This window comes from Cytophaga aurantiaca DSM 3654 (genome assembly GCF_000379725.1).
Taxonomy (GTDB): Bacteria; Bacteroidota; Bacteroidia; order Cytophagales; family Cytophagaceae; genus Cytophaga; species Cytophaga aurantiaca.
In genome coordinates this window covers 14328-40802 of the sequence record NZ_KB903665.1, presented here as the reverse complement: position 1 = coordinate 40802, position 26475 = coordinate 14328, and the positions used below count along the sequence as shown (strand labels likewise).

Genomic DNA, 26475 nt, shown 5'->3' with positions numbered 1-26475 from the left:
AAATTTTATATATTATTTCAAATATAATGAAATAATTAAACTTATTTCATATTTAATGAAACAAAAAACCAATTACTAAAAAGAAGTATTTCTTTCTGCCATTCTGTCAGATTTAGCATATTTTTATTATATTTACGTCTAATACAGCTATAAGGAATCAACCAATCCTCTTTATTGCCTTTCCAATACATGAAACAAGTTGTTCACGACTTAGACATACTTCCTTCTGCCCCAACAGCAGAGGAAAAAGCAGCCTGCGACTTACCCCGGATTACTGAAGAGCGTAATACCGGAAAACAGCGTAAATTATATATTGAAAGCTATGGCTGTCAGATGAATTTTTCTGATAGTGAGATTGTAATGTCTATTCTTACACAAGAAGGATTTGACACCACATCCACACCTGACAATGCAGATGTAATTCTTTTAAACACCTGCTCTATTCGTGACAATGCAGAACAGAAAGTGCGTCACCGTCTGGTTCATTTTAAAGGTCTGAAAAGAAATAAACCTTCAATGATTGTTGGTATGCTTGGCTGTATGGCAGAGCGTCTGAAAGCACAACTATTAGAAGAAGAAAAAATTGTTGATATGGTTGTAGGTCCGGATGCATATAGAGACCTGCCTAATCTTATACAAGAAGTTGACAGTGGGCATAAAGCAGTGAATGTATTTCTTTCACGCGAAGAAACCTATGCAGACATAAATCCGCTGCGCTTAAGCGGCGATGGTGTTTCAGCTTTTGTTTCCATTATGCGCGGCTGCGATAATATGTGTTCCTTCTGTGTGGTGCCTTATACACGTGGCAGAGAGCGTAGTCGTGATGTACATTCTATACTGAATGAAGTAAAAGAACTTGTTGCAAATGGCTACAAAGAAGTAACGTTGCTTGGTCAGAATGTAGACTCTTACAAATGGTCGGCTGAAGATGCAGGCGAACATGTAAACTTTGCACAATTATTGGAACGGGTAGCTCTGGTAGATACTACCTTGCGTGTACGTTTTTCAACTTCACACCCGAAAGACATTACAGACGAAGTGTTGTATACGATGAAAAAGTACGACAACATCTGTAACTCCATACACTTGCCCGCACAAAGCGGAAACACCCGTATCCTTGAATTGATGAACCGTACCTACACACGCGAGTGGTATATGGAACGCATCACAAAGATCCGTGAGATCCTGGGTGATGATTGCGGAATTTCTTCCGATACCATTGCAGGTTTTTGTTCTGAAACAGAAGAGGAACATCAGGACACCTTATCGTTAATTCAGTTTGCACGATTTGATTTCGGTTATCAGTTTGTTTATAGCGAGCGTCCTGGAACACCTGCAGCAAAGAAGCTTGCAGACGATATCCCTGAAGATGTGAAGCAGCGTCGCTTATCAGAGATCATCACGGTACAAAGACAATTATCACTGGAACACAATCAAGCTCAAATAGGAACGATTCAAAAAATATTGATTGAAGGCGTTTCTAAAAAATCAGAGAACGATCTGAAAGGAAGAAACAGTCGCAACATGATGGCCATCTTCCCGAAGAAAAATTATACCAAAGGACAGTATGTAGATGTGTTAATCACAGGCTGTTCGGGCGGTACATTGTTCGGAGAAATCGTTGAGAAAGTATAAAGTACGGAGTACTGAGTATATAGTATTTTATACTTTGTACTCAGTACTCTATACTTAGTACTTATTACTTAAAACATTAAACCTATTACTTACCCAATGACTCTCAACCAGGAAATACAAAGCGTAAAACAACGGTTTGGCATTATAGGCAACGCTCCTGCTTTGAATCATGCCATACAGATTGCGATTCAGGTTGCTCCTACCGACATGACTGTGTTAATCACAGGTGAAAGCGGCAGCGGTAAAGAATCGTTTTCCAAGATCATACATCATTTAAGCACACGCAAGCACGGACAGTTCATTGCTATCAACTGTGGTGGTATACCGGAAGGCACAATTGATTCTGAATTATTCGGTCACGAAAAAGGCTCCTTTACCGGTGCGCAGGATGCGCGTAAAGGCTACTTCGAAGTTACAAACGGCGGTACTATTTTTTTAGATGAAATCGGTGATATGCCTTTAGGTACACAAGCACGCTTATTACGTGTGTTGGAAAACGGCGAGTTTATCCGCGTAGGTTCTTCTAAAGTGCAAAAGACAGACGTTCGGGTTGTGACAGCAACCAATGTAAATCTATATGAAGCGGTTCAAAAAGGTAAGTTCAGAGAAGATCTGTATTACCGTTTAAATACGGTGCCTATCTATGTACCGCCTTTAAGAGAACGTGGCGCAGATATTGAATTAATTTTCAGAAAATTCGCTTCCGATTTTTCTGAAAAATATAAAACACCACCTGTTCGTTTAGATGATGAAGCGAAAGGATTGTTGATCAAATATCGTTTCCCGGGAAACATCCGTCAGTTACGGAATTTTGCGGAACAAATGTCTGTATTGGAGACTGACCGTGAAATAACTGCAGAGCAATTAAAAAAGTATTTACCAAGCGAGAGCAATTTACCAGCTTTAACAAGCAACGGTAAGAAAGGCGATGATTTCTCTGAGCGTGACATTCTGTATAAAATCCTTTTTGATATGAAAAAGGATATGAATGATCTAAAGAAATTGGTTTATGATTCATTACAAAATGAATCATACGGCAGTCAGATCATCAATAAGCACAGTGATCTGTTTCACAGCATCGGACCAGTAGACGAAGCGGCTGCAAACAAACCAGCCTTTGTGATCCATAAGAATGCCCGTGATGAAGACGAAGACATTGAAGTTGTTGAAGATATTGATCACAGCACAGATGATATAAATGAATCACTTTCTTTAGATGAAAAAGAAAAAGAAATGATTTTAAAAGCATTGAAAAAGAATCACAACAAGCGAAAATATGCGGCACAGGATCTCGGTATTTCTGAACGCACCTTATACCGTAAATTAAAGTTGTATCAAATTGACGAAAACGAAAGCAATGGGTAACAAACATTTTCTTTCTCTTAATATCGTGTTGGCATGTTTGATATATATTCTTGCAGGCGGTTGTGTTTCTTATAACTTTACTGGTGGCAGTATTCCTCCGAATATTAAAACCATTTCAATACAATCATTCTATAACCAATCCGGCAATGGGCCTCCTTCTATGAGTCTCCAATTGACAGAGAAGTTCAAATCCTTTTATCAAAACAATACAAAGCTATTGATTGTTAAAGATAACGGTGATTGGAAATTAGAAGGAATGATAACCAAGTATTATGTCCAACCGATTGCTCCGCAAGCAAATCAAACGGCCGGACAAACCAGGTTAACCATTACCATCAATGCTTCGTTTATAGATGAATTGAATAACAGAGAATTTAAAAAGGATTTTTCGTTCTATGCAGATTTTGCACAAACGCAGTCTTTATCACAAGTAGAAACAGAATTAGTAAATACGATTTTAGATCAGCTTGTATTAATGGTATTTAGTGAAACTACATCCAACTGGTAATTGAATAAGCAACGGTACATAGCGCTTTTAAAAGATCCTTCGGTAATAACCAAGGCAGACATACCCGACATTGAGGAATTGATCGAACAATTTCCTTATTGTCAGAATGCGCATATATTGCTGGCTAAGATTCAAACAGAAAGCGGTAGTATGCATGCGGCAAAGCTTACGCGTAAAGCTGCACTATATACTTCTGATCGTGCGAAACTAAAAAAACTTGTAGAACCTCAAGAGATTGTTTCTGCGGATGCGTTGGAAGCACAGGCAACGTCAAAATTACTATTGCAGGAAAAAATAATTTCACTTGCTTCTACGACAGAGCAAACAGAAGAAATTAAAAAAACTGAAATACCAGCAACAGATGTTTCTGAAGTTAAAACAGAAATACCTGTTGTTGCTAAGACACAAGAGCCTGCACTTGATCCGATTGTTGACATACAACCAACATTCAATGTCAAGCATGAAGCCGACAAGCAGGCAACAAATTTCTTAAGTGAGCTCGAAGCAAACCTTCAAGCGCTAAAAGAAGCTAAGGCACGCGCTGCAGGAATTTTAAAACCTACTCCGAAAACAACAGAAGTTGAAAAAATAAAACCTGAGGTTACCACGGAGAATTCAATCTCTCCTATTACTCAAACAACAGATGTAATTGAATCGGTTGCCAAAACAGAACCGACAGAAACCATTCAGCAAGTTGCAGCAACAATTGAACCTGTGTCTGAAGTACCGGTTGAAAAACCTAAAAAATCTTTCTCGGCATTGATCGATGCAGAGGTACCGAAAAAAGATACGGTGCAGCGAAACGATGTATTAGATTTGATATTAAGTTTTGATAATCGGGTTAAAGATTATTTTGACATCAATGAATATGCATCAAAAGAGAAATCATCTGAAGATGATCCAACCAAAGATCATACGCCTTCAGATTCTCCTTCTGCTGCATTTGTTATTCCTTTCAACAACAACGACTGGAAATTAGAAGAAAGCAGACTGGAAGAACAAGGTGAAGCCAATAGTGAGAGTTTATTATTGAATTATCTGGATTATCTGCGCGAGCAAAAAAACAAAAAGAATAAACCGGATAAAAAGCGTGAAAAATCCATCATTTCCCGTTTCATAGAAAAAGACCCAATTATTTCGCCATTATCTTATACACAAGCAAGCAAAGAAGAAGACGATCCAAATTCAGAACCAACTCAAAGTCAAGCAAAACCAACCTTTGTTTCAGAGACATTTGCTAAAATGCTTGAAAAACAAGGTAAAATTGAAAAGGCAATTGCCATATACGAAGAATTGATTTTGAAAAATCCCGAAAAAAATTCTTACTTTGCAACTCGAATTCAAGAATTAAAAAAGAAACTATAACATACAATGATTATTACATTATCTATTTTGTTAATTCTATGTGCCGTTTTATTGGTGATAGTGGTATTGGCTCAAAACTCTAAAGGTGGCGTAGCAGATGGATTTAGCAGTTCAACTCAAGTAATTGGTGCTAAAAGAACGGGTGATTTTTTAAGCAATCTTTCTATCGGTTTAGCAATCACAATATTGGTTATCTGTTTAGCATTTAATTATGTTGCAAAACCTTCTGAAAACGATGCGGAAGACGAACAAACTACTGAAGAAACTACGGATGCTGAAGCAGAAGACGTTGATGCTGAAACAGAAGATACAGCTAAGTAATAAGCCGAACTTATTTTAAGATAAAAAGTCTTCATGCAAATATGCATGAAGACTTTTTATTTTTATAGCACGCTATGCATACTCTATCCGTAGAGTTCCGTAGGGCTCTACGGATGAATAATTATTGAGAGTCTTTGACTCGTGCTATTAATTACGAGCAAAGACTCTATTTCATTTACTGATCCTTAGATCGCTTCGCTAACTCTAAGGATAGGCAGTAGATTTCGTCTCGCAACTAGAACCTAGAAACAGCAACTAATTAATTGCCTTTGATGCCAGATAGCGTACCAATGCCAGTTGTGCCACCGGCATCACCGTTTCTTTTTCCGGATACCCGATTGGTGTCTGAATCAGATAGGTTGCCGGATTTGGCAGTTCCGGATATTTGCGGATCAAACCCAGCTTCATTGAATTTACTGTATTGCTGATCGACTGCGTAAACGAATCAATTTTTTTTGTGTGAATGCCTCGATACTTCTCATCTGCATGGTGAAAGATCGTAATGTCGTATTGATACACGTGCGTTTCTTTATCGGGCGGCTGATTCAGCAGAATATAGCCTGCATCTGTATACAGCGGTTCCAATCCAATCGGTTCGATCTGCAAACTCTGTTCAACGTTTTCATAAATCTCACGGCCTTCATTCAAGCCCTTACCCATAGCAGGAATAGCGAATGCAAGAATCTCTTCGATTTCGTTCATCAATCGATCATCTTCAATCAATTCCCGATACATAAACTCAACCTTATCGGGGTCTGCTGCAATGATCTCCTTCGGGAAACTTTCCTTCAAAAATTGTTTGTTCTTTCGTATCGAAACCAGGCTTTGATAGTGCCCATACAATTCCGATAAAGGTGGATATAATCTACGAGCGCTAAAATCGTCGTGAACCGAATTTAAATACCCCAAAAGTAGATATTTCTTGTATTCAAAGTCGATTAATCCTTTGGTAAGCCAATCCGAATCTAGTTGTTTCATAACGTATGCGGGTTTGGTGTCTATATACTTAACGCTCAATACTGTCATTTTGTTAGTCTTTCTTTCAACAAAATGTCGTATCGACCAAAATATAATAAAATATTGTCAGTTTAAAGCCTATTTTTGTGTCATAATTTCGCTTTCCTTCTTTGGCACGATAGTAGACAGAGAGGCAGAAGAAAATAAATCTTTTAAGTTCAAAATAGATTATGAGTAACGTAAACATCAAACCATTAGCAGACAGAGTTGTGATTGAGCCTGCAGTAGCAGAATCAAAGACAGCATCTGGCATTATTATTCCGGATACAGCGAAAGAAAAACCTCTTAAAGGTATCGTAGTAGCAGTTGGATCAGGTAAAAAAGATGAACCAATGACGGTTAAAGTTGGAGATTCAGTACTTTATGGAAAATATTCCAGCACTGAAATTTCTATAGATGGAAAAGATTACCTGATCATGAAGGAATCTGAAATCTACGCTGTTCTTTAATTTTTAAAGAACTTCCTTCCTATTAACAAACCATATTAAAAACTTAAAACTAAAATGGCAAAGCAAATTTTATTTGACAGAGATGCCCGCGAAAAATTGAAAAAAGGAGTTGATGCATTGGCGGATGCAGTAAAAGTAACCCTTGGTCCTAAAGGCAGAAATGTTATTATAGATAAAAAATTTGGTTCTCCTGCGATCACAAAAGATGGTGTTTCTGTAGCTAAAGAAATTGAATTGAAAGATCCTATTGAAAATATGGGTGCTCAATTAGTGAAAGAAGTTGCATCTAAAACAGCTGATCAAGCTGGTGATGGTACAACTACTGCAACGGTTTTGACACAAGCAATTTTCAATGCCGGTTTGAAAAACGTAGCAGCTGGTGCCAATCCAATGGATCTTAAGAGAGGTATTGATAAAGCAGTTTCTGCAATCATCGCGGATCTTAAAGTTCAATCTAAAAAGATCTCTAACTCAAATGAGATTGCTCAGGTTGCAACGATCTCTGCTAACAACGACCATGAAATTGGTAAAATGATTGCGCATGCAATGGACAAAGTTGGTAAAGATGGTGTTATCACTGTTGAAGAAGCAAAAGGTACTGAAACGGAAGTAAAAACAGTTGAAGGTATGCAATTCGACCGTGGATACTTATCTCCTTACTTCGTTACAAATACAGATAAAATGGAGGTTGAATTAGACCGTCCGTATATCTTAATCTACGATAAAAAAGTTTCTTCAATGAAGGAATTGCTTCCAATCCTTGAACAAGTTGTTCAATCCGGAAGACCTTTGTTGATCATCGCTGAAGATGTTGACGGTGAAGCATTGGCTACACTTGTTGTAAACAAAATCCGTGGTGCTCTGAAAATCGCTGCTGTTAAAGCTCCGGGCTTCGGTGACAGAAGAAAAGCAATGTTGGAAGACATCGCAATCTTAACTGGTGGTACTGTTATTTCTGAAGAAAGCGGTTACAAATTAGAGAACGCTACACTTGAGTACTTAGGTACAGCTGAAAAAATCAATATTGATAAAGACAACACAACTGTTGTGAATGGCGCAGGTACAAAAGATAACATCGTTGCACGTGTGAACCAGATCAAATCTCAGATGGAAAATACTACATCTGATTACGACCGTGAGAAACTTCAGGAACGTTTGGCTAAATTATCTGGTGGCGTAGCTATCATGTACATTGGTGCTGCAACAGAACTTGAAATGAAAGAGAAAAAAGACCGTGTGGATGATGCATTGCATGCTACACGTGCTGCTGTTGAAGAAGGTATCGTTCCAGGTGGTGGTGTAGCTTTAATCAGAGCAGGTGCTGCTTTGGATAAAGTTGCTTTCCATAACGAAGATGAAAAAACAGGTATCCAAATTATACGTACTGCAATCGAAGCGCCTTTACGTGCTATTGTTTACAATGCGGGTCTTGAAGGATCTGTAATTGTACAAAAAGTAAAAGAAGGTTCAGGCGATTACGGTTACAACGCGCGTGAAGACAGATACGAAGCAATGATTGCTGCAGGTATTATTGATCCTACAAAAGTAACTCGTTTGGCTTTAGAGAACGCTGCATCCGTAGCATCTCTTCTATTAACTACCGAATGTGTAGTGGCTGACGAACCGGAAGAAAAATCGGCGGCGCCTTCAATGGGCGGCGGCGGAATGGGTGGCATGATGTAATTCATGTAATAAAATCGATTCTTTTAAAAAAACTCCTCTGTAATTCAGGGGAGTTTTTTTGTTTTTATTCCAAACAGATGTGTAAATTGTACTCATAATCACAAGAATACCTACTTATAGTTATATATAATCCGTTTAAAATTTAGTTATTTACCGTACTAAACATCAGAACAAAACATGGTGCATTCTGTTTCAACACTGAATTGGGTATTCGAACATTATCTCTATTATTTAAGTTTATGTATTGCCGATACGGATTGTATCGTTACCAAAGAAGACACACAGCGCATCACAACAGAAATGTTCAACTGCGTAGATGCCAATAGACTAAAGCTTTTACAGGAAGTTGTATACAATGAATTTCTATTGCATTCTGAAGAGGAACGCATGGATTTCATCTCTCAAAATGCCGCACAATTTTTACGCACACCTGCTATCCGCGAAAAAGTAATCACACAATTAAGTCATATTTCCGGCGAAGATGATGAGAACAACCCTGCCTGGATCATGTTCCGTTTCATCCGAAAAGTGATCAACAACTTAAAATAATACCTATCTCCTTCTTTCTTCTCTTAATTCCGTTACATGAGTTCCTTCGTTCTTCCCGATCACATCAAGGGGCTTATCTTTGATATCGACGGCACCTTAGCCGATACCATGCCTGCTCATTACCGTGCAAGCGTTCGCGTTGCAAAAGAATTTGGCTTCGAATTTCCTTTGGATTACTTTATAAAAATGGCGGGCATCCCTACAACGGATGTTTTCAGAGAGTTGTTAAAGCTGCAAGGCAAATCACATATCTCATCGGAAGATGCTTCAGCCTTAAAAGAGAAATATTATTTAGAGGAAGTTCCTTCTATCCTGCCGATATCGTATACAATGAACATCGTAAAAAAATACGTTGGACAAATACCGATGTCAATGGGTACGGGTGGCACACTTGAAATTGCCATACCGAACATTAAACAGATCGGAGTAGATAAATACATCGACATCTTAGTAAGTGCTGAAGATGTTACCAAACACAAACCCTTTCCGGATACGTTTTTAGAATGTGCGAAACGTATGAATATTGCACCAGAGCAGTGTCTGGTATTTGAAGATGCAGTAAATGGTTTTAAAGCTGCTGAAGCTGGAGGAATGGAATGGATTGATGTAACGAAGTTTCATGCTCCTGTTTATTAGTGGTAAACAGTGGTAAGTAGAACTGTTTCCAGTTGCTAGGTACTAGCTCCTAGACTAGAGAAGTATAGTACGTTGTGACGTTTTTTTTGCGTCCCTTGCGTCTCTCCTTTGCGACCATTACGGTTAAATTAATCTTTCTTAAACAAATCGAAGACTCTTATTTCATTTACTATCCTTTATTAAATCGACGTCAGAGTACTCAATACTCATTTTGCTCACTGACTACTGTCTACTGACCACTAACCTTCCTTCTTCCCTTTACCCATCGCCACCTTCGGATCATCATAGGTGCCGGTAACGTGAAACGGAATTTTCATTTTATCGATCGGCAGCAATTCAATCTTTATAAGATAATTTAAATTGCCTCCGGTAATATCGTTTGATCCTTCGATATCTGCATTCAAACCATTTACTTTTAATGAAAATGGTTTAACAAATATTTTATTATCATGGATCTCTGAATCCATTGAAAGGTTTTTTAATTCCGGATCTTTTATATCCTGTTTTTTTGCAGTACGACTAATTTCATCAAACATTTTCATCCCATTGATCTTTGCATTGGTAATAGAAATATTTCCGCCACCAACCAATGATTCCAATTTTATGTTGCCTTTTCGTGTTAAAAGGCCTGCCAGTTTATAATTGATCGATACTCTTCCATAGGTATCTCCTGCTGCTGGAGCCAGTTTCCGAACCAGTGCAATCTCTTTATATGCTTTGTTTACATCCAATTCTTTCACAACCAGATGCACATCAAATGCAGGATGTTTTATATCTGTAGTATTATACATTCCTTCTACTGAAAAAAAAGCATTCATAGAATTAAATCCCGTCTCATTCAAGGTTAAGATACCATTTCGTATCACGATCTCACCTTTCAAGTCTGTAATGTGAAGATCCTGATAAAACACATGTTTGATTTCTGAATCAAAAACAAAGTTTACATTTTTAGGAACTTCCCAGGCAGTCTGTTCAACTATTGGAGCCGGGGCCGGTTCTACAGTAGGAAGATTTTTTCTTTTCCCTGTATATGTTTTATCTATCCACGGAGTTAAGTCTAAGGTATCGCTGGTAAGCTTGAGATCTCCGGTGATCATATCGTTATTGGATGTGAGGAAATACATGTAATTGATTAGATCACCCGTCATAGAAAAATTCGTTCTTCCTACTCTTCCATTACATTGGGTCATGATTATTTTTTCAGGTGTCAACTTTAAAAAAGCTTTATTCAAATGCAAGGGCGCTCTGAAAGAAGCTGTCCGGTATTTGATATTGTTAAGTACAATATTTCCTGTACAGGCAATATTCGAAAAATTCTTATTTTCAAGATCAACTATTGAGCCTTTGGTTTCAATATCTGTATCAACAGTACCAGACATAGCTACTCCTTCAATTGGAAATACTTTTGTAAGTTTATCAAGATCCAATAATCCCTTTATTGTAAAGTCGTAATTCATCTTGACAAAATCTTCAATATATCCTTTAGCAGAAAAAGGATTTCCTTCCATTAGAAAATTGATTTGATCAAAATCAACACGCGTATTTTCTGCTTTCCCATCCGGATTAACAGCCTTGGCAATGATCTCTATATTTTCAAGCGGATCTGCATAATCCGAATTTTTCAAATAACCGTTTGTAAGTTTTACCAAAGCATTCACAGCAGGAAATAATTTCTTTTCTTCGTCGTATACTCCATCAATAGAAACATCTGTCTGAAATAATCCTTTTATCACATTATTGGTTGCCGGGTAGAGTTTTTCGATATCAGCCAAATCCATTGAGGCTTTCAGATCTGATTTTATATAGTATGGATTTAGTCCTTTTAACAATACATTTCCTGAAAGCGTATTGTCGCCTAAATGCATCTGCAGTGCTTTGAGATCAATGTTTGTATGATTCGGTATACCATCGGAATTACTGCTCTTTAAAAAGAACTGAATGCCGTGAAACATTGCAGCCGCACTATCATATTTAAGTGTTCCATCACTAACAGAGAGATTCAGATCAAATTGAGGAATACTGGTAATGTGTGATTTATTCTTTGTTGTCTCACGCTTATAAATCCCTTTTGCTTTTAAATCAAAATTCAATTTTCCCTTGACATCAAAATGTTCAATAGGGAAAACTTTTTCAATGTTTTCAAATTCCAGTTCTGCAAGAATTTCGGTATCAATATAAATTTGATGAAACCCCTGCATCTTGAACCTGCCTTTGATGGGATGTCCACCGAAGTCCATATTCACACGCTGCAGATCAAGTATGGTACTATCAATAATTCCGTAATCGTTTTTGATAACAAGATCGAATTCTATATCTTTTATTTTTGAAGGAAATTCCGGCATCTGCAGCATTGCATCCGAAATATTGAAATCAAGATGAAAAGCGGGAAGTACATCGCTTGTATCAAAATATTTTCCTTTGATGATACCTGAACACGTTAACAAGCCCTCGGTTTTAATATCCTTGAATCCATGCTTGTATAAAGCAGGTATTAAAGACAGAATATCGCTGAAGGATGCCTGTTTTGAATCAACGGTAATATCAAAATCATAACCGGATGGCAAAAAACCGATCGTTCCATCCAAACCCAAAATTAATTTATTCAATTGAATGCTATTCTCATTGATCAAACAGATATTTGAACGCATATCGTATTGAATATCCATTTTCAATACAAGTTTTTTATCTTGCATATAATGAATATCCCGATCAGAAGCAGAAACGTGTTCAATGGTAGTGGCTGTTAAATATTCAACCGTATCCCCTACAATTTTAATTCTTCCATCGTGATCCAGTCCATGCAACTCAAGCCATCGGTTTGTTGTCTGATCTAAATATTGAACAACTCCATCCCGTATCGAAAATTCATCCAGCGAAATAGAAGCAAATTTTTCATCCGAACTGGCTAAGGTATCTTTTTTTAAAATATTGTAATTCATACACCCATCGGGCAAAATGTGCATGTGAACTTTTGGTCTGTTCAATACGATGCGGTCGACTTCAATTTTATTAAAGAAGATAATTTTTAACCAGCTTAACTTTAAATCGATCCGTTCAACATGCGCAAGTGTGTCTTTGTCGAATTCTTTAATCCCTACTACATCCACATTGTTCATTGCCAATGTTAAATGAGGAAAATGAAAAAAGAAGGAATAATTTATTTTTTCAAACGTAACAGTACCTTCAATATTTTCATCGATGGTCTTTTCGATCTCTGTTTTGATCTCGTCTTTATAAAGCTGAACAACAATAAATGGAGCAATCAGCAGCACTGAAACAGTACCTAAAAAAATAAAAAGCCACTTACGAATATTTTTATTCCACATCATTCCAGGGTCGAATGTAATTTTAGCATTCTTCAAAATAGTGTCAACAAGTTACTGAATGAAAGGTATATTCTATTGCTTTTAATTATAAAAATATATGGCATTCCATTTTTGGAATTTTATTTTGACCCTGAAAATTATTTCAGAAAAAACGAAGGATTTAGATTCAAATGGCGTCTAAGTATAAGACAGGCAGTTTTAACCATTAACCATCTAAATTCTATGAAAAAATTCATTTTCTCAATCGTTTTCCTTTCGGGCGTAATATTCGCATCGTTAGCACAGCAAAATGGCCACCAAGGCGGAGGCGGTCAACATCCAGGTGGCGGTCAGCACCCGGAGGGACAAAAAATGACTGCTGAACAAAAGGCAACAAAACTGACTCAGTACATGACCACTAATTTAAATTTAACAAGTGACCAGCAAACAAAAGTTGCGGCCCTTAATACATCAAAAGCAAAACAGCTCGACAGCATCCGTACAAAGAATAAAGGCAATATGGAAGCTGCCAAAACAGAAGCTAAATCTGTGCGCGATAGTTACAATACCAGCTTGAACGCGATTCTGACTGCAGATCAAAAAACCAAATGGGATGAAATTAAAAAACAGAAAAAAGCAGAATATCAAAAGAACAGAGCCGCAGGTACTAAACCGAAAGAAGGCGATCTGACACCCGAAGACGTTGAATAAACAGAGTCAATCCGATAAAAAAGAAGCTCATGATTTAACCCATGAGCTTCTTCTTTTTATCGCATATCAAGCATTTTATGGTATATACTCCTCTGCTTTAGGAGAGTCTTTTTGATTCAGTTCATCTACCCGATGCTCAAGATTTTTAAAATCGTATAAGTCCGTGTCAAACAAATGTGATGGACTTATATTTTTTAATGCGTTATAAATAACTTCTTTTCGATCCGGATACTGCACTTCCCAATCCGACAGCATTTTCTTCGTTAACTTGCGCTGCATGTTTTCCTGCGAGCCGCAGAGATTACATGGTATGATCGGAAAGTTTTTTTGAACCGCATATGCTGCAATTTCATTTTCCTTGCAATATACCATCGGACGGATCACCACATGTTTGCCATCATCTGTTCTATATTTTGCTGGCATAGCTTCCATCTTTCCGCTAAAAAATAAATTCAGGAAAAATGTTTCCAGCACATCTTCCCGATGATGCCCCAATGCGATCTTTGTAGCACCGATCTCCTCTGCTGTTGCATACAGATTGCCTCTGCGCAAACGCGAGCAAAGACTGCACATTGTTTTTCCAACAGGTGTTTTATCAATAACAATGCTATACGTATCCTTTTCAACAATTTTAAAATTGACTCCTAATTTTGTTAAGTATTCAGGTAAAATATGCTCAGGATAATCTGGTTGCTTCTGATCTAAATTAACAGCAATAATCTCAAAATTCTTGCGCACACTTTGCACATGCAAAAACAGATCAAGCATGGTATAACTATCCTTTCCGCCAGACAAACATACCATAATTTTGTCGCCGGGTTCGATCAATGTAAACTCGTCGATTGCTTCCCAAAAGCATTTACGCAAACGGTTTGTATTCTTCTCTTCGGGACTTGGCAAAGGCATGATTTCGGATTGATTTGGATTGTTTACAAAGGTACAAATAAATGAGTGATAGTAAAAAAGACGTCTACAGAGCCAGACTGATTATATAAGTCCATGTTTGTGAAAGTTCTTTTTTAAATAGAACTTTGATTGTTATACCTTACAAACAAATAACCACAACGATTCAATTAAATGAACATAAACGAATTTCTTGTGAAGCGCTTCCATATTTCGAAAGAAAAGGCAAGCAGCATGCTTAACGAAAATCGTGTGTTTATCAATAAACAAAAAGCTCTTCAACGACAAGATGTATTGAAAACAGATTCCGTTGAATTGGATGGAGATATACTTCAGGAAGGTGTAGAACATCAATACTATGCATTCTACAAACCACGTGGCATTGAATGTACATTAAATGCCACTATTGAAAATAATTTGCTGGCCTTGCTTCCATTTGAAGAGCATCTGTATCCGATTGGCAGGTTAGATAAAGAATCTGAAGGTTTACTCCTTTTAACCAATGATGGAAAGCTCTACAAAGACATTGCATTTTCAGAAAATTTCAAAGAAAAAGAATATGTTGTTGAAGTAGACGCTGAACTAACTGATGAAGCAATTTCAAAATTAGCTGAAGGCATTGTGATCATGGGACAAAAAACCCGTCCGGCTCATGTTGTAAGAATCTCATCTCATTCTTTTCAGATTATTCTCACACAAGGCTTAAACAGACAGATCCGCAGAATGTGTTATAAGCTAGACTTGAATGTTACGATGCTGAAGCGCATTCGTATTACATATGTAGTATTAGGTGATTTAAAACCGGGTGATTATAAAAAATTAAAAAAAGAAGACTGCCTGTAATTTTTTCAACTACAGATTGCTCGGGTATTTCTTTTCAAAATCTGATTCTTTTAAGAGAGTATTATAAATCTATTGAGAGACTACTAAAATATATTCCAGTTCTTCTACTTTTGATTTACTCACCAGTGCCTGCAGATAATCTCCGCTTTTTAAGATCGTCCCTCCGCTTGGAACAAAATAGGTATCCCCACGCTTCACGGTGATGATCAAACAGCCCTGCAATGCTTTTATCGAAACAATAGACTGGTTATTGAATACATCACTATCCGGAACAACCATATTGATCCGAACTCTGTCTACTTCATCCAAATGATTAAATTCTGTTGGCGAAGTGATAAACGGAGTATGATCGTCTTTCAATTTCAACATGTTTAATACAAATGGTATGGACCAGCCTTGTAATAATGCAGAAGTGATCACAATAAAAAATACTACATTGAAGATCCACTGCGCCTCTGCAACACCTGCAAGCAAAGGGAATGTAGCCAGAATAATCGGAACAGCACCACGCAAACCAACCCATGAAATAAATACCTTTTCTTTAATACTAAAATTAAAAGGTATTAAGGAAATGAAAACTCCTAGAGGTCGGGCCAGAAAAATAAGGACCAACGAAATCGATAATTCCGTTTTGAATGCCGTAAGAATATGACTTGGAAATACCAGTAAACCTAAGGTAAGGAACATTATGATCTGTGCGATCCATGCCATCCCATCAAAAAACCGGAACACGTTTTTCTTATGTACAATGTTGTTATTTCCAACAACCATACCTGCAACATATACTGCAAGGAACCCACTGCCATGGATCATATTGGTAGATGCATACACAAAGAATGCCGATGCAAAAACAAATACCTGATACAACCCTTCAATCGGTATTTTCAATCTGTTAATAACAAATACGATTGCCTTACCCAATAATAATCCCATTGCCAGACCGACACCCATCTCCCATACAAACTGCAGAGCCAGCAACGCATAAGAAGTTTCCGTTGCTTTGATCAAATGAATGAGTGTAATGGTAAGAAAGACTGCCATAGGATCATTGCTACCTGATTCAAGCTCAAGTAAAGGCGTTATATTGCCTTTGATCTTTATGTTGCGTGCACCGATAATAGAGAACACTGCTGCCGCGTCTGTTGAAGCCACAATAGATCCCAATAGTAAACTGATCAATAAGGATACATGAAATACATAATGCGCAAACAATGAACAATGCTATGGAAACAGCTGTTATCAAAACACCGACGGTTGCCAGACTCAATGATGGCAGCAATACAGGTTTTACAATTTTCCAATGCGTAGAGAGTCCTCCGGAAAATAAGATGAATACCAACGCAGTAATACCAATGGATTGCGCAAGAGCATAATCTTCAAAGGCAATGCCTCCGGGTCCCTGAGAACCTGCCAGCATCCCTACTCCTAAAAAAAGTAATAGTACCGGTACGCCCAAATTATTACTTATGCGTGCAATAAAAATGCTCGCTAAAATAAGTGTGGAGAGACCTAATAATAATTCTTCAAGATTTAACATAAACGTTAGTCAACACGAGGCTTTACATCACTGCTTCACAAATCAGATTGTGAAATATCTTCAACTAATTTAAGTATTGAAGATACACATTTTATTAATAGCTCGTTTTTTAAAAAATAAAAACTTAACAACATCCTGTTTTTCTACAATAAAAAAATCGTATCCTTCCATAAAATAAAAGGTCTGCATGATAACGCTATCATACAGACCTTTTATTTTTTTCACCAATTGCATTATGGCAATTTTGATTTAAACAAATCAATTAAAGGTTGATTGCAATTCGAAGGATCGATTGTTCCACTACCTCTATAAATACCAAAGTTATCTTCGTGATAGCAATGATAGGTAAAGTGTGCATTACGTGCTTTGAGGATATCGATCATATCGCCTGTCCATTGCACACCACCAAGATCATTGTCGTATGCAAACTGAATGGCACCAAACTCGCCTAAAAATAAAGGTCTGTTTTTCGTTTGTGTCCAATTATAATATTGATCTACCTGAGCAGCTAAATAATCTTTGTTTAAAGCATATGCACTTCCACCTGTGCTGAGCTTTTCAAAATCCAAACGGAACATTGCTTTGGAGCCTGAAGTAACTGCTTCGCCTTTCACCCAACCACCTACAGTATACGAATAGCCTTGTTTCGGTATAAAATAATATTTTGAATTACTCAAATTTGCATCGCTTGTTGAACCTTCCACATAGATGGAATTGGAATTGGAATGTCCAGTTGTATTATCTGTACCAGCAGTACCCAGGAGATCCTGACTCCAATAGTACCAACCATCAAAAGATGTAACATCAATGGACAGAATCGTTTGTACATAAGCACCAGTAGCATCGTATTCTTTTACAACAATATCATCTATCCAGACTTTACCTGTATTCTCACGATTTACAAAAGTAGGCTTTGCCAATTTTATCAGCGGATCATTTACTGTAAACTTAGGGGATTCAACATATTGTGTCCAATCATACGTACCTGCAGCAAGCGTTGGATTAGAGAACGATGCCGTATAAAAACCGGAACTTCCTGTAATGTAAATCCGACTTGGATCTGGATATGTTTGTCCGATTGCAGGTACCGGTGAAATCCAGCTTGCACCCTGATGTGTAAATTCCATTGGTTGATAAAAATGGAATTCGTACGCAATGTTGTCTCCTTTCAGATCAAAAAAGTTCATGTCCGAATTATTCGACCAATCTGAACCCACAGCATTTACGCGCTCTACAATGATCATCTGATTTGCATTCACGGTACGAATGGTATCCACAATATCCTGTGCTAAAGTTGACCATTGAGAAATCGAAGTGGTAACCACCGGTTCATTTAATAGATCAAATGCTGCAATGGTAGGTTCATTCGCATAACGTTTAGCAATATTAAACCACAATGCTTTCAAACGATCCTGATTTGCCTGATCGTTCCACAACGCACCGCCGTTGCCATTTGATTGAAAGCCCCCTTGCGGAACGTGCATGTTTAAAATTAAATATACATTGTGTGCCTTTGCCCAGGCAATATTCAGATCAATCCAATCCCAGCCTGTCTTCTTGTATACATAGGGGTTAGCATCATCTTCAAACGTTTTGTAATTCATATAAAAACGCACCGCATTCATTCCCATATCATGCACACGACCATAGTCTGCTTCTGAATGATGTGTTGTAGGAACTTCAACATTGGACCATACCTCGTTGCCAAATGCTACACCACGCAAATAGATTTTATTTCCGTTAGCATCTAAAATATCGGTACCACTTGTATGTATGAATGCATGAGTATTTCCGGTCGGCTCATCGTGCTTTTTATGACAACTCATTGTTCCGATAAGAAGTATTGCTAAAGCCACAATCAATTTTGAATGCATCACTTGTTTTTTTATCATAGCATAATTTACATATAATTTAGAATTATATGAGGATTATGTGCCATTAATAAGATAAATTGAAGATTTAAGAAAGGGTGAGAATTGTGCCGTAGGCTTCTTTTTTGAAAGGTAGATCGTGCGTTACACACAAGCAAATAAAGGGATTGAGCGCTTGCATCTCATTTAATAAACTAAAAAATAAGGTTCTGTTTTTAGCATCCAGGTATTGTGTAGGTTCATCCAGTAAAAGAACCTCCGGACGGGCTAAAAAAGATTGTACAAGCCAGCATAATTGCAGCTCACCACCTGAAAGTTCCTTTGCATTGCGATCCAGTAAATGGGTAATGCCAAAACGTTGAGCCAATTCCGTTACTGCCTGATGGTACAGAGAAGAATATTCTTCAAACCATTTCTTATCTCTGTAGAAAGCCATTATCAGCAGGTCTTTCACTTTAATAGGAAAAGCCAAAGAATTATGCTGCGGAAGGTAATGCACCACCTGGTGCCATTGCAAAAGAGAATACTCAGCCGATTGTTTCCCTGAAAAATGTATACTACCTTTTGAAGAAGGAATGTATCCGGCGATTGTTTTGAGCACAGTCGATTTACCCGATCCATTGTCTCCGGTAATAAAGACTACATCACCCGGTTTGGCTGTTAAATTAAACGCGTTTACAATGGAACGCCCTTGAATATCAACAGATAAATCTTTGATTTCTAGTATATTCAATTGATATAAAATAAAAAACCGGGCATACTACCCGGTTTTCGATTAATATTCGTCCTCATTAAAGAAGAAGTCGTCTTTAGACGGATAATCCGGCCAGATTTCTTCGATGCTTTCATAAGGTTGACCATCGTCTTCCAGTTCTTGCAAGTTTTCAATCACTTCAAGCGGTGTTCCAGAGCGTACAGAGAAATCAATCAATTCGTCTTTTGTAGCCGGCCAAGGGGCATCTTCCAAGTAGGAAGCTAATTCTAGTGTCCAATACATAATTTGTTCCTCGTTTTGAACTTCCGTGCAAAAATAAAATATTAATTAGTATTACAAACTATTTTTCGAAAATGTGGATAAGAAATAGTTACTAGGTACCAGTAGTTAGTTTCTAGACGAGTAATAACAAAAATAACCTATAAGCTTTTAGTCTAGCAACTAGAAGCTAGAAACTAGCAACTTTTTTCCGATATTTACCATCAGAATCAAACAGTACTATGAGCGAACAAATTATATTCTCTATGGCTGGTGTGAGTAAGATCATACCACCTAAAAGACAAATCATTAAAAACATATATCTATCGTTTTTCTATGGCGCTAAAATCGGTGTCTTAGGTTTGAACGGTTCGGGTAAGTCTACCCTGCTTAAGATCATTGCGGGTATTGATAAAGAATTCATTGGCGATGTGGCTTTCAGTCCGGGTTACACCGTTGGTATGTTGGAGCAGGAACCTAAACTGGACCCTACTAAAACAGTTAAAGAAATTGTTGAAGAAGGTGTTCAGGAAGTGGTGAACCTGTTAAAACAATTTGAAGAGATCAATTTGAAGTTCGGCGAAGAAATGACGGACGATCAAATGACAAAGCTTATTGAAGAGCAAGGCCGCATTCAGGAATTATTGGATCAGCACAATGCATGGGAACTGGATACCAAACTGGAACGCGCAATGGATGCATTACGCTGTCCGCCAGGCGATGCTAAGATCGAACATTTGTCAGGTGGTGAAAAAAGACGTGTAGCTTTATGTCGCTTGTTATTACAGCAGCCGGATGTATTGTTACTGGATGAACCTACCAACCACTTGGATGCTGAGTCTGTAGACTGGCTTGAACAACACTTACAACAATATCCTGGAACAGTAATCGCTGTAACCCACGATAGATACTTCTTAGACAACGTTGCAGGCTGGATCTTAGAACTTGACCGTGGCGAAGGTATTCCATGGAAAGGAAATTATTCTTCCTGGTTGGATCAGAAACAAACACGTTTATCTCAGGAAGAAAAGACCGAATCAAAACGTCAGAAGACCTTACAACGCGAGTTGGAATGGGTTCGCATGTCTCCTAAGGCTCGTCAGGCGAAGTCTAAAGCACGTATTAGTGCATACGATAAGTTATTGGGCGAAGAAACAAAAGAGAAAGAAGACAGACTGGAAATGTTTATTCCTGCGGGTCGCCGTTTGGGTAACAAAGTCATTGAAGTACAAAATGTATCTAAAGCATTTGGCGATAAATTATTATTCGATGATCTGAGCTTCAACCTGCCGCAAGGTGGTATTGTCGGAATTATCGGACCCAATGGTGCAGGTAAGACTACCCTATTCAAATTAATCACGGGTCAGGCACAGCCAGACTCCGGTTCGTTTGGTGTCGGAGAAACGGTAGATATCGGTTACTACGATCAGGAACACTCCGGCTTGGATCCTGAAAAGTCTGTATTTGAAACCATATCCGGCGGAACAGAACATTTGATGCTTGGTAATAAACAAGTAAACTCCCGTGCATATGTAAGCCGTTTCAACTTTGGCGGTTCAGATCAGGAGAAAAAAGTAGGTGTATTATCCGGTGGTGAACGCAACCGTGTGCATTTAGCTATGACGCTTAAAACAGGTGCTAACTTATTGCTTCTGGATGAGCCTACCAATGACCTGGATGTAAATACACTTCGTGCATTGGAAGAAGCTCTGGAAAACTTTGGTGGTTGTGCGGTAATTATTTCCCACGACCGTTGGTTCCTGGATCGTGTGGCTACACACATTCTTGCCTTTGAAGGCGACTCTCAAGTATACTGGTTCGAAGGGAATTACTCCGATTACGAAGAGAATAAAAAGAAACGTCTGGGTGATGTTGGCCCGCAACGTATCCGATATAAAAAATTAGTTAAATAATGCCTAAATAAAGTCACGCCAAAAGCGTGACTTTATTTTTTAACATCTGTCCGCTTTTAACGTATAAATCAATTATATTGAAAAATAGTTATCAGTGGTCATTAAAATGTCTTTTCTTTAAAAATTGACTACATATAATTCTGATTATCTTCGCCGTGGTTGTGTCTTTTCGACCAACCACCTGTCTCCTGCAAGTGGTTGGTCGAAAAGACACAACCACGGCAAACTACAGAAGCAAAATTACCGTCAACTGATTACTGACAACTGTCCACTTAATTATGAAATACACCTTACACACCATCCTACTTCTTATAACAATAACAATGGCTTCCTGCTTTGAAGTTATTGAAGACGTAACCGTTCATAAGAACGGCAGCGGCACATACAAATTCATCGTGAACCTGAGTCAAAGTAAAAATCAAATAGATAAGATCCGTACACAAGACAGTATCCTGCATTTTAAAGTGCCTACAATAGAAATGGCCGATGCTAAAATCACGGAAGTAAAAAATAAATTAAAAACCATTGATGGCATCAGCAATGTTGTGATAACGCAGGATCACACAAATTACATTTATCATTTAAGCTGTGACTTCAAAAATGTAGCTTCGCTGAATAATGCGATTCTGAATCTCTGGAAAACCTACGATAAAAAAGCGCCTGCAACGTTTAACTTATATTCCTACGAAAACGGTGTTTTCAAACGCAACACAAACAGTTCTGAACTGGAACATGTGACACAGTTAGCAGGCTCTCAGGAACGCGATTTATTACAAAAAGCAAACTATACCGTTATCTGTAGATTTGACACCACAATCAGTGTGGGTAATTCAATGAATTACTCTTTATCTCCAAGCAAAAAAGCAACGCTTTATAAAAAAGATGTATGGTCAACCATTGCGGACAAAGGCATATCAAACAATGTCATTACGGTTGGTCAATAATCTTTTAATCTGCATACGTATATCTTGTATTATACTCTTATGAAAAAAATATTCCTTTTTCTTACCATCGCATCTTCTTCTATATTTTTGAATGCACAGGATCTTAAAAATTATATTCCTGAAAGCTCAACATATATTATTAAAATAAACGGAGCACGCATAAATAAGAATGTCAATTTCGACGAATTGCGGGCAACAGAAATGTATAAAGATTTTCTTTTCAAAATGCTGAACAATAAAACAGCTGAAGAAAGAGCGATTACAACCTTGTTTGAAACACCCGATGAAACAGGATTAAATATTAAAACAGATATGTATTATTATACGATCAAAGACATTACTGTTAAAAAACCTAACGTTTCTAAAAAGAAAAAGAATGACGATTATGATTATGATTACGACTATGAATATGATACTTATTCTACGTATGAAGAACCAATCAATATTGTAGCCATTCCGCTTTTAAACAGCACCAAATTTGCCTCCTTTATAAAAGATCTTTGGTACCGCAACAAAGCGAAGATCTCCAAAGCAGGTAAAGGAATTTCCTATATACAAAGCAGTACTTCACTGATCGTATGGAAATCAGATAAAGTATTTTTATGCAAACTTCCATACCGTGGTTACAAAAACGATTATACAAAAGCCGAAATAAAAAAGATCGTTGCACTGGTTACAACACCTCTCGCATCTAACAGTGTCTTAAACAATACACGTTTACTGAATGGTCTTGGAGTTGATGCGGACGTATCCTATGCATTCAATTCAAATGCGTTCATGCAGACCCCGTGGTTATTTGATGAGATCAATAAAAGTGAATACATCAAAGATACGACGGTTATCAATGCAGGTCTGTTTACAGACAATTTCAGTTTCAGCTACGCAAGTTTCGATAATGGAAAAATAACTTTTACAGGAAATCAATTCTACGGAAAAAAATTAGCAGATATTTTAAATCCCATATTCAATTTAAAACCTTCTGCGAAGCTGGCCAGCATTGTATATCAAACACCTGTTACAAGTTATATCAGTTACGCATTCAGTTTTGTGGAAGTACAAAAATTTGTAGACAAAACATTCAACTACAATATGGATACCTTGCTTATTAAAGCATTGAGAGAGCAACAGAGCGATGTCTTTGAAACCGATACATTAGTACGGGCTTATAGAAAAGAGATTGATACGATCGACTATATGGTAAATGGACCGGATGAAGAAAGCAATCCCTATGGTGAAGAAAACTCTACCATAACAGATTCAGGAACAGTGTATCAGGATAACGGCACCTATGATGCAAACGCCTACGCGTATGAGTATAATTCTTCTGATGCCAAATACGAACATGAAACATTAAACTGGTATCAACTCGATTCATTAGAGCTTAGACAAGACAGCTTATATACTATGATCGGGGATCGCAAAGACACCCTTGCGTTTCAAACATATAAACGCTTAGGCATTAAAGGCGACGAACTATGGAGCATCTTTAATGGCGAATTTATATTCCTGTATCATGCCATGACCAGTGTAGAGAAGAAATCGAAAGTCTACGAAATGGATGAAGAATACAATTATGTTGAAGTTGAAAAATCGAATACCATTCCAATGCCTTTGTATTCGTTTGCGGCAACAATCAACAATGATTCCTTGTTCAATAAATATCTGGCTATTATGATCCAGAAAGGATTTATTCAAAAAGAAAAAAACCGTTATCTGGTTGTACTTGGCGATATGAATCAATACATCTGGGTAGATAAATCGGTATGTATTCTTACCAATGACAACAACTTTAATCCTACCAAACATGGTACAGGTTCTAAAAGTGGGTATGAAATAGAAAACTTCAACCGCATAACAACGCACCAATCCGGAGCGTATATTGAAGTAGGAAAAATACTGGCATCATCGGTGCAATTTGTAGAAGACAAAGAAACGGCTGAAGTATTGGAAATACTTGCTAAGTATTTTGATGAAACTATTTATTCTACAGATTTTGATGAAAATACAAATGTACATACCAAATCAGAGATTCTGTTTAACGACGACAAAAAGAACAGTATCAACATTTTGGCGCAGATGATGGACGAGATCTATGTTCATTTTACTAAAAAATAATCATGCGTAAAGGATTCATTTTTGCGGGACTCCTTATAACGTTTGCTCTATCGTATCTCTTTTACCGTTCGTGTAAAAGAGATACGTCTGTTATAAGCCCTATGCATCGTGTAGCTATCCCTGATTCCAGCTGGATCTACGGTTCAATCAATCTGCAGCAGATAAAAAAAGACATAGCCTGGTCTGCTCTGTTGAATGGAGATTTTAATAAAATTTTCAAAACAGATACCAATAGCAATACCTTACTTAAAATAGTACGCTCGCCTAATACGTATTCTATTAATGCGCAAGACAACATTCAATATTTCTCCGTATGCAAAGACAGTACATTCTATAAAGGCTTGCTCTTTTCAATAGAAAATGATCTCGCATTAAAACGATCGTTTAAAAGCGATAGCTTCACGGTCAATCAGAAAAAAATCTATTCCTTCCGAAGCAATGAAGGAATCTGGCTGTACGATTCAATAAATTTATTATTTGTTTCCGGTCGATCGGATTCACTTGCAGCCTGCAGATTTTTTACTGTAAAGGATACATTACCTACTGCTCCATCTGATGCGAATGTAGACACATTAGAATTCGCTTCCGATCAAACAATTCTGATATCCGGTAACATCAATACATTATTTTTACCCTCTGCTGTTAAATCTCCATTATTGGATTCTGCATTGGTATCGTTCAATGTAATGAGCAATGATGATCTGCTGGATATCAACTGGACCTACAAAGGCTTTTTAGCGGCAGTACTCAATCAATCTTCTATTACACATCAGAACAATGAAGCAGCGCTTTTCTGCGCAGGTAATTTTAATGCTACGGGTTTACAGCAACTCCTCAACAAAATTCCTGACTTGCAGCAATCCTATTTAAAAGAAAAAGAAACCATTGCTCCTTTTCTTACGGCAGTTGATAAGAACAATCTTACGCTTGAATTCAACGGTTGGAAAAAAATAAAAAGCAGCTACTATGCTTCCGTATTGAATGATGAGTTTGAAACCGTTTTACAAAAAAAAGATTCAAGTATTGTTGAACCCATCTTCAAAATTTCGCTGGAACAAAAAAACAAAACAGCAGCACAGAATTTTCTAAGCTATCTGCAAAAAGAAGGTCTGGTGTCAAAAGGGAAACAACCGTTTGCGGTTATATATGGAAACTTTGATAGCGAGCTGAGCCTGAATTCAACTAATACGTTGACCGTACACAACAAACACACGTCTGAATGGGCCAGAACTCCCGGTCCGCACCCACTCGATGCAGCCCTGCTGGTAACAGTCAATCCTGCTTCACTGAAAGGATTAGCTGATTCCCAAATAAAAAATGCCGACTTGTTTCAAGCAGTTGAAAAGTATAAACAGATTTCTTCAATCCTGCTTCATGTAAAAAAAGAGAACAATCAACTAACAGGAAATATTAAAATTAAATTTGCAGGTGAAAGTCATCCCTTGATTGAATTGGTAAAGGTGTTGAAGAATAGTGGTCAGTAATCAGTAAACATTCGCTTACCCCTAAATCCCCTAAAGGGGACTTTGCTCAACAATTTATTGTGAAGTAATTTTTGAGAGTATGATAAATATAAAATTCTTAAGAAGAACTTTACTGACCACTGTTTACTGACCACTGACCACTTACGCTGTTGTTGGTATTCCCGCCAGTTCTACTGTATCTTTAATAAACCGAGAACAACGCGGGCTACCAACAACTCATTGCTCTTGTTAGTTGTAGACTATGGTTGTTGGTGGTCTGCGTAATTGCGCTACCTCTATCGTTTCATTTGTTCAAGCAGAAACACCAACAACAGCAAAAAAACCTAAATCCCCTAAAGGGGACTTTGC

23 protein-coding genes are annotated in these 26475 nt (G+C 37.6%); 15 read left to right on the top strand and 8 right to left on the bottom strand.

The window, feature by feature from the left end:
- Positions 1-189 precede the first annotated feature (189 nt).
- From miaB to secG, 5 genes are all read left to right on the top strand, one after another.
- On the top strand, positions 190-1635 hold the full coding sequence (gene miaB, locus A3EE_RS0118310; RefSeq protein ID WP_018344895.1) for a tRNA (N6-isopentenyl adenosine(37)-C2)-methylthiotransferase MiaB: 1446 nt from the start codon (positions 190-192) through the stop codon (positions 1633-1635).
- 96 nt (positions 1636-1731) lie between these two features.
- On the top strand, positions 1732-3000 hold the full coding sequence (locus tag A3EE_RS0118305; protein WP_018344894.1) for a sigma-54 interaction domain-containing protein: 1269 nt from the start codon (positions 1732-1734) through the stop codon (positions 2998-3000).
- Positions 2975-3508 (top strand): LptE family protein, encoded by a 534-nt coding sequence (locus A3EE_RS0118300; protein ID WP_245553861.1) that lies wholly within the window; start codon positions 2975-2977, stop codon positions 3506-3508. The genes A3EE_RS0118305 and A3EE_RS0118300 overlap by 26 nt, the downstream gene beginning before the upstream one ends.
- Positions 3509-4873, top strand: a complete 1365-nt coding sequence (locus A3EE_RS0118295; RefSeq protein WP_018344892.1) for a hypothetical protein — start codon at positions 3509-3511, stop codon at positions 4871-4873.
- Between the two features lie 6 nt (positions 4874-4879).
- Positions 4880-5194, top strand: coding sequence for a preprotein translocase subunit SecG (gene secG / locus A3EE_RS20945; RefSeq protein ID WP_018344891.1), 315 nt, complete (start codon positions 4880-4882; stop codon positions 5192-5194).
- 255 nt (positions 5195-5449) lie between these two features.
- Here secG and A3EE_RS0118285 read toward each other — a convergent pair whose 3' ends face one another.
- Positions 5450-6172, bottom strand: coding sequence for a hypothetical protein (locus A3EE_RS0118285; protein WP_026209863.1), 723 nt, complete (start codon positions 6170-6172; stop codon positions 5450-5452).
- Between the two features lie 209 nt (positions 6173-6381).
- Between A3EE_RS0118285 and A3EE_RS0118280 the strand changes: the two genes are divergently transcribed.
- From A3EE_RS0118280 to A3EE_RS0118265, 4 genes are all read left to right on the top strand, one after another.
- Positions 6382-6660, top strand: coding sequence for a co-chaperone GroES (locus A3EE_RS0118280; RefSeq protein WP_018344889.1), 279 nt, complete (start codon positions 6382-6384; stop codon positions 6658-6660).
- A 54-nt stretch (positions 6661-6714) separates the two neighbouring features.
- On the top strand, positions 6715-8343 hold the full coding sequence (groL, locus tag A3EE_RS0118275) for a chaperonin GroEL (RefSeq protein ID WP_018344888.1): 1629 nt from the start codon (positions 6715-6717) through the stop codon (positions 8341-8343).
- A gap of 177 nt (positions 8344-8520) precedes the next feature.
- Positions 8521-8892, top strand: a complete 372-nt coding sequence (locus A3EE_RS0118270; protein ID WP_018344887.1) for a hypothetical protein — start codon at positions 8521-8523, stop codon at positions 8890-8892.
- 36 nt (positions 8893-8928) lie between these two features.
- Complete coding sequence (locus A3EE_RS0118265) at positions 8929-9528, top strand: HAD family hydrolase (protein ID WP_018344886.1); 600 nt, start codon at positions 8929-8931, stop codon at positions 9526-9528.
- Positions 9529-9767: 239 nt separating this feature from the next.
- Here A3EE_RS0118265 and A3EE_RS0118260 read toward each other — a convergent pair whose 3' ends face one another.
- A complete protein-coding gene (locus A3EE_RS0118260; protein WP_157447115.1) occupies positions 9768-12857 on the bottom strand; it encodes an AsmA family protein in 3090 nt (1029 codons plus the stop codon).
- Positions 12858-13076: 219 nt separating this feature from the next.
- Here A3EE_RS0118260 and A3EE_RS0118255 point away from each other — a divergent pair, with 219 nt between their 5' ends.
- Positions 13077-13544 (top strand): hypothetical protein, encoded by a 468-nt coding sequence (locus A3EE_RS0118255; protein WP_018344884.1) that lies wholly within the window; start codon positions 13077-13079, stop codon positions 13542-13544.
- Between the two features lie 75 nt (positions 13545-13619).
- On the opposite strand, the gene ttcA is transcribed toward A3EE_RS0118255, so the two are convergent.
- A complete protein-coding gene (gene ttcA / locus A3EE_RS0118250) occupies positions 13620-14450 on the bottom strand; it encodes a tRNA 2-thiocytidine(32) synthetase TtcA (RefSeq protein ID WP_018344883.1) in 831 nt (276 codons plus the stop codon).
- 171 nt (positions 14451-14621) lie between these two features.
- Here ttcA and A3EE_RS0118245 point away from each other — a divergent pair, with 171 nt between their 5' ends.
- Positions 14622-15290: a pseudouridine synthase gene (locus tag A3EE_RS0118245; protein ID WP_018344882.1), complete on the top strand. Its 669-nt coding sequence runs from the start codon at positions 14622-14624 to the stop codon at positions 15288-15290.
- A gap of 69 nt (positions 15291-15359) precedes the next feature.
- On the opposite strand, the gene A3EE_RS21085 is transcribed toward A3EE_RS0118245, so the two are convergent.
- The 5 genes from A3EE_RS21085 to A3EE_RS0118220 all read right to left on the bottom strand — a co-directional run bounded on the left by A3EE_RS21085 (position 15360) and on the right by A3EE_RS0118220 (position 19695).
- Positions 15360-16454 carry a potassium/proton antiporter gene (locus A3EE_RS21085; protein ID WP_281166498.1) on the bottom strand — a complete coding sequence of 365 codons (1095 nt, stop codon included), beginning with the start codon at positions 16452-16454 and terminating at the stop codon, positions 15360-15362.
- The gene (locus A3EE_RS22215; RefSeq protein ID WP_051081636.1) at positions 16357-16827 is read right to left on the bottom strand and encodes a cation:proton antiporter domain-containing protein; all 471 of its coding nucleotides are present in this window, start codon (positions 16825-16827) and stop codon (positions 16357-16359) included. Before A3EE_RS22215 ends, A3EE_RS21085 begins: the two co-directional genes overlap by 98 nt.
- Positions 16828-17060: 233 nt before the next feature.
- Positions 17061-18719: a glycoside hydrolase family 5 protein gene (locus A3EE_RS0118230; protein ID WP_018344879.1), complete on the bottom strand. Its 1659-nt coding sequence runs from the start codon at positions 18717-18719 to the stop codon at positions 17061-17063.
- Between the two features lie 67 nt (positions 18720-18786).
- Complete coding sequence (locus A3EE_RS0118225; RefSeq protein ID WP_018344878.1) at positions 18787-19431, bottom strand: ABC transporter ATP-binding protein; 645 nt, start codon at positions 19429-19431, stop codon at positions 18787-18789.
- Positions 19432-19473: 42 nt separating this feature from the next.
- Entirely contained in the window at positions 19474-19695 is a 222-nt protein-coding gene (locus tag A3EE_RS0118220; protein ID WP_011585228.1) for a DUF2795 domain-containing protein, read from the bottom strand.
- Positions 19696-19913: 218 nt separating this feature from the next.
- Here A3EE_RS0118220 and ettA point away from each other — a divergent pair, with 218 nt between their 5' ends.
- The 4 genes from ettA to A3EE_RS0118200 all read left to right on the top strand — a co-directional run bounded on the left by ettA (position 19914) and on the right by A3EE_RS0118200 (position 26127).
- The gene (gene ettA, locus A3EE_RS0118215) at positions 19914-21584 is read left to right on the top strand and encodes an energy-dependent translational throttle protein EttA (protein WP_026209861.1); all 1671 of its coding nucleotides are present in this window, start codon (positions 19914-19916) and stop codon (positions 21582-21584) included.
- Between the two features lie 278 nt (positions 21585-21862).
- Positions 21863-22528: a hypothetical protein gene (locus A3EE_RS0118210; RefSeq protein WP_026209860.1), complete on the top strand. Its 666-nt coding sequence runs from the start codon at positions 21863-21865 to the stop codon at positions 22526-22528.
- A 39-nt stretch (positions 22529-22567) separates the two neighbouring features.
- Complete coding sequence (locus tag A3EE_RS0118205) at positions 22568-24643, top strand: hypothetical protein (protein WP_018344875.1); 2076 nt, start codon at positions 22568-22570, stop codon at positions 24641-24643.
- Positions 24644-24645: 2 nt separating this feature from the next.
- Entirely contained in the window at positions 24646-26127 is a 1482-nt protein-coding gene (locus A3EE_RS0118200; protein WP_018344874.1) for a hypothetical protein, read from the top strand.
- The last annotated feature ends 348 nt before the right edge of the window (positions 26128-26475 follow it).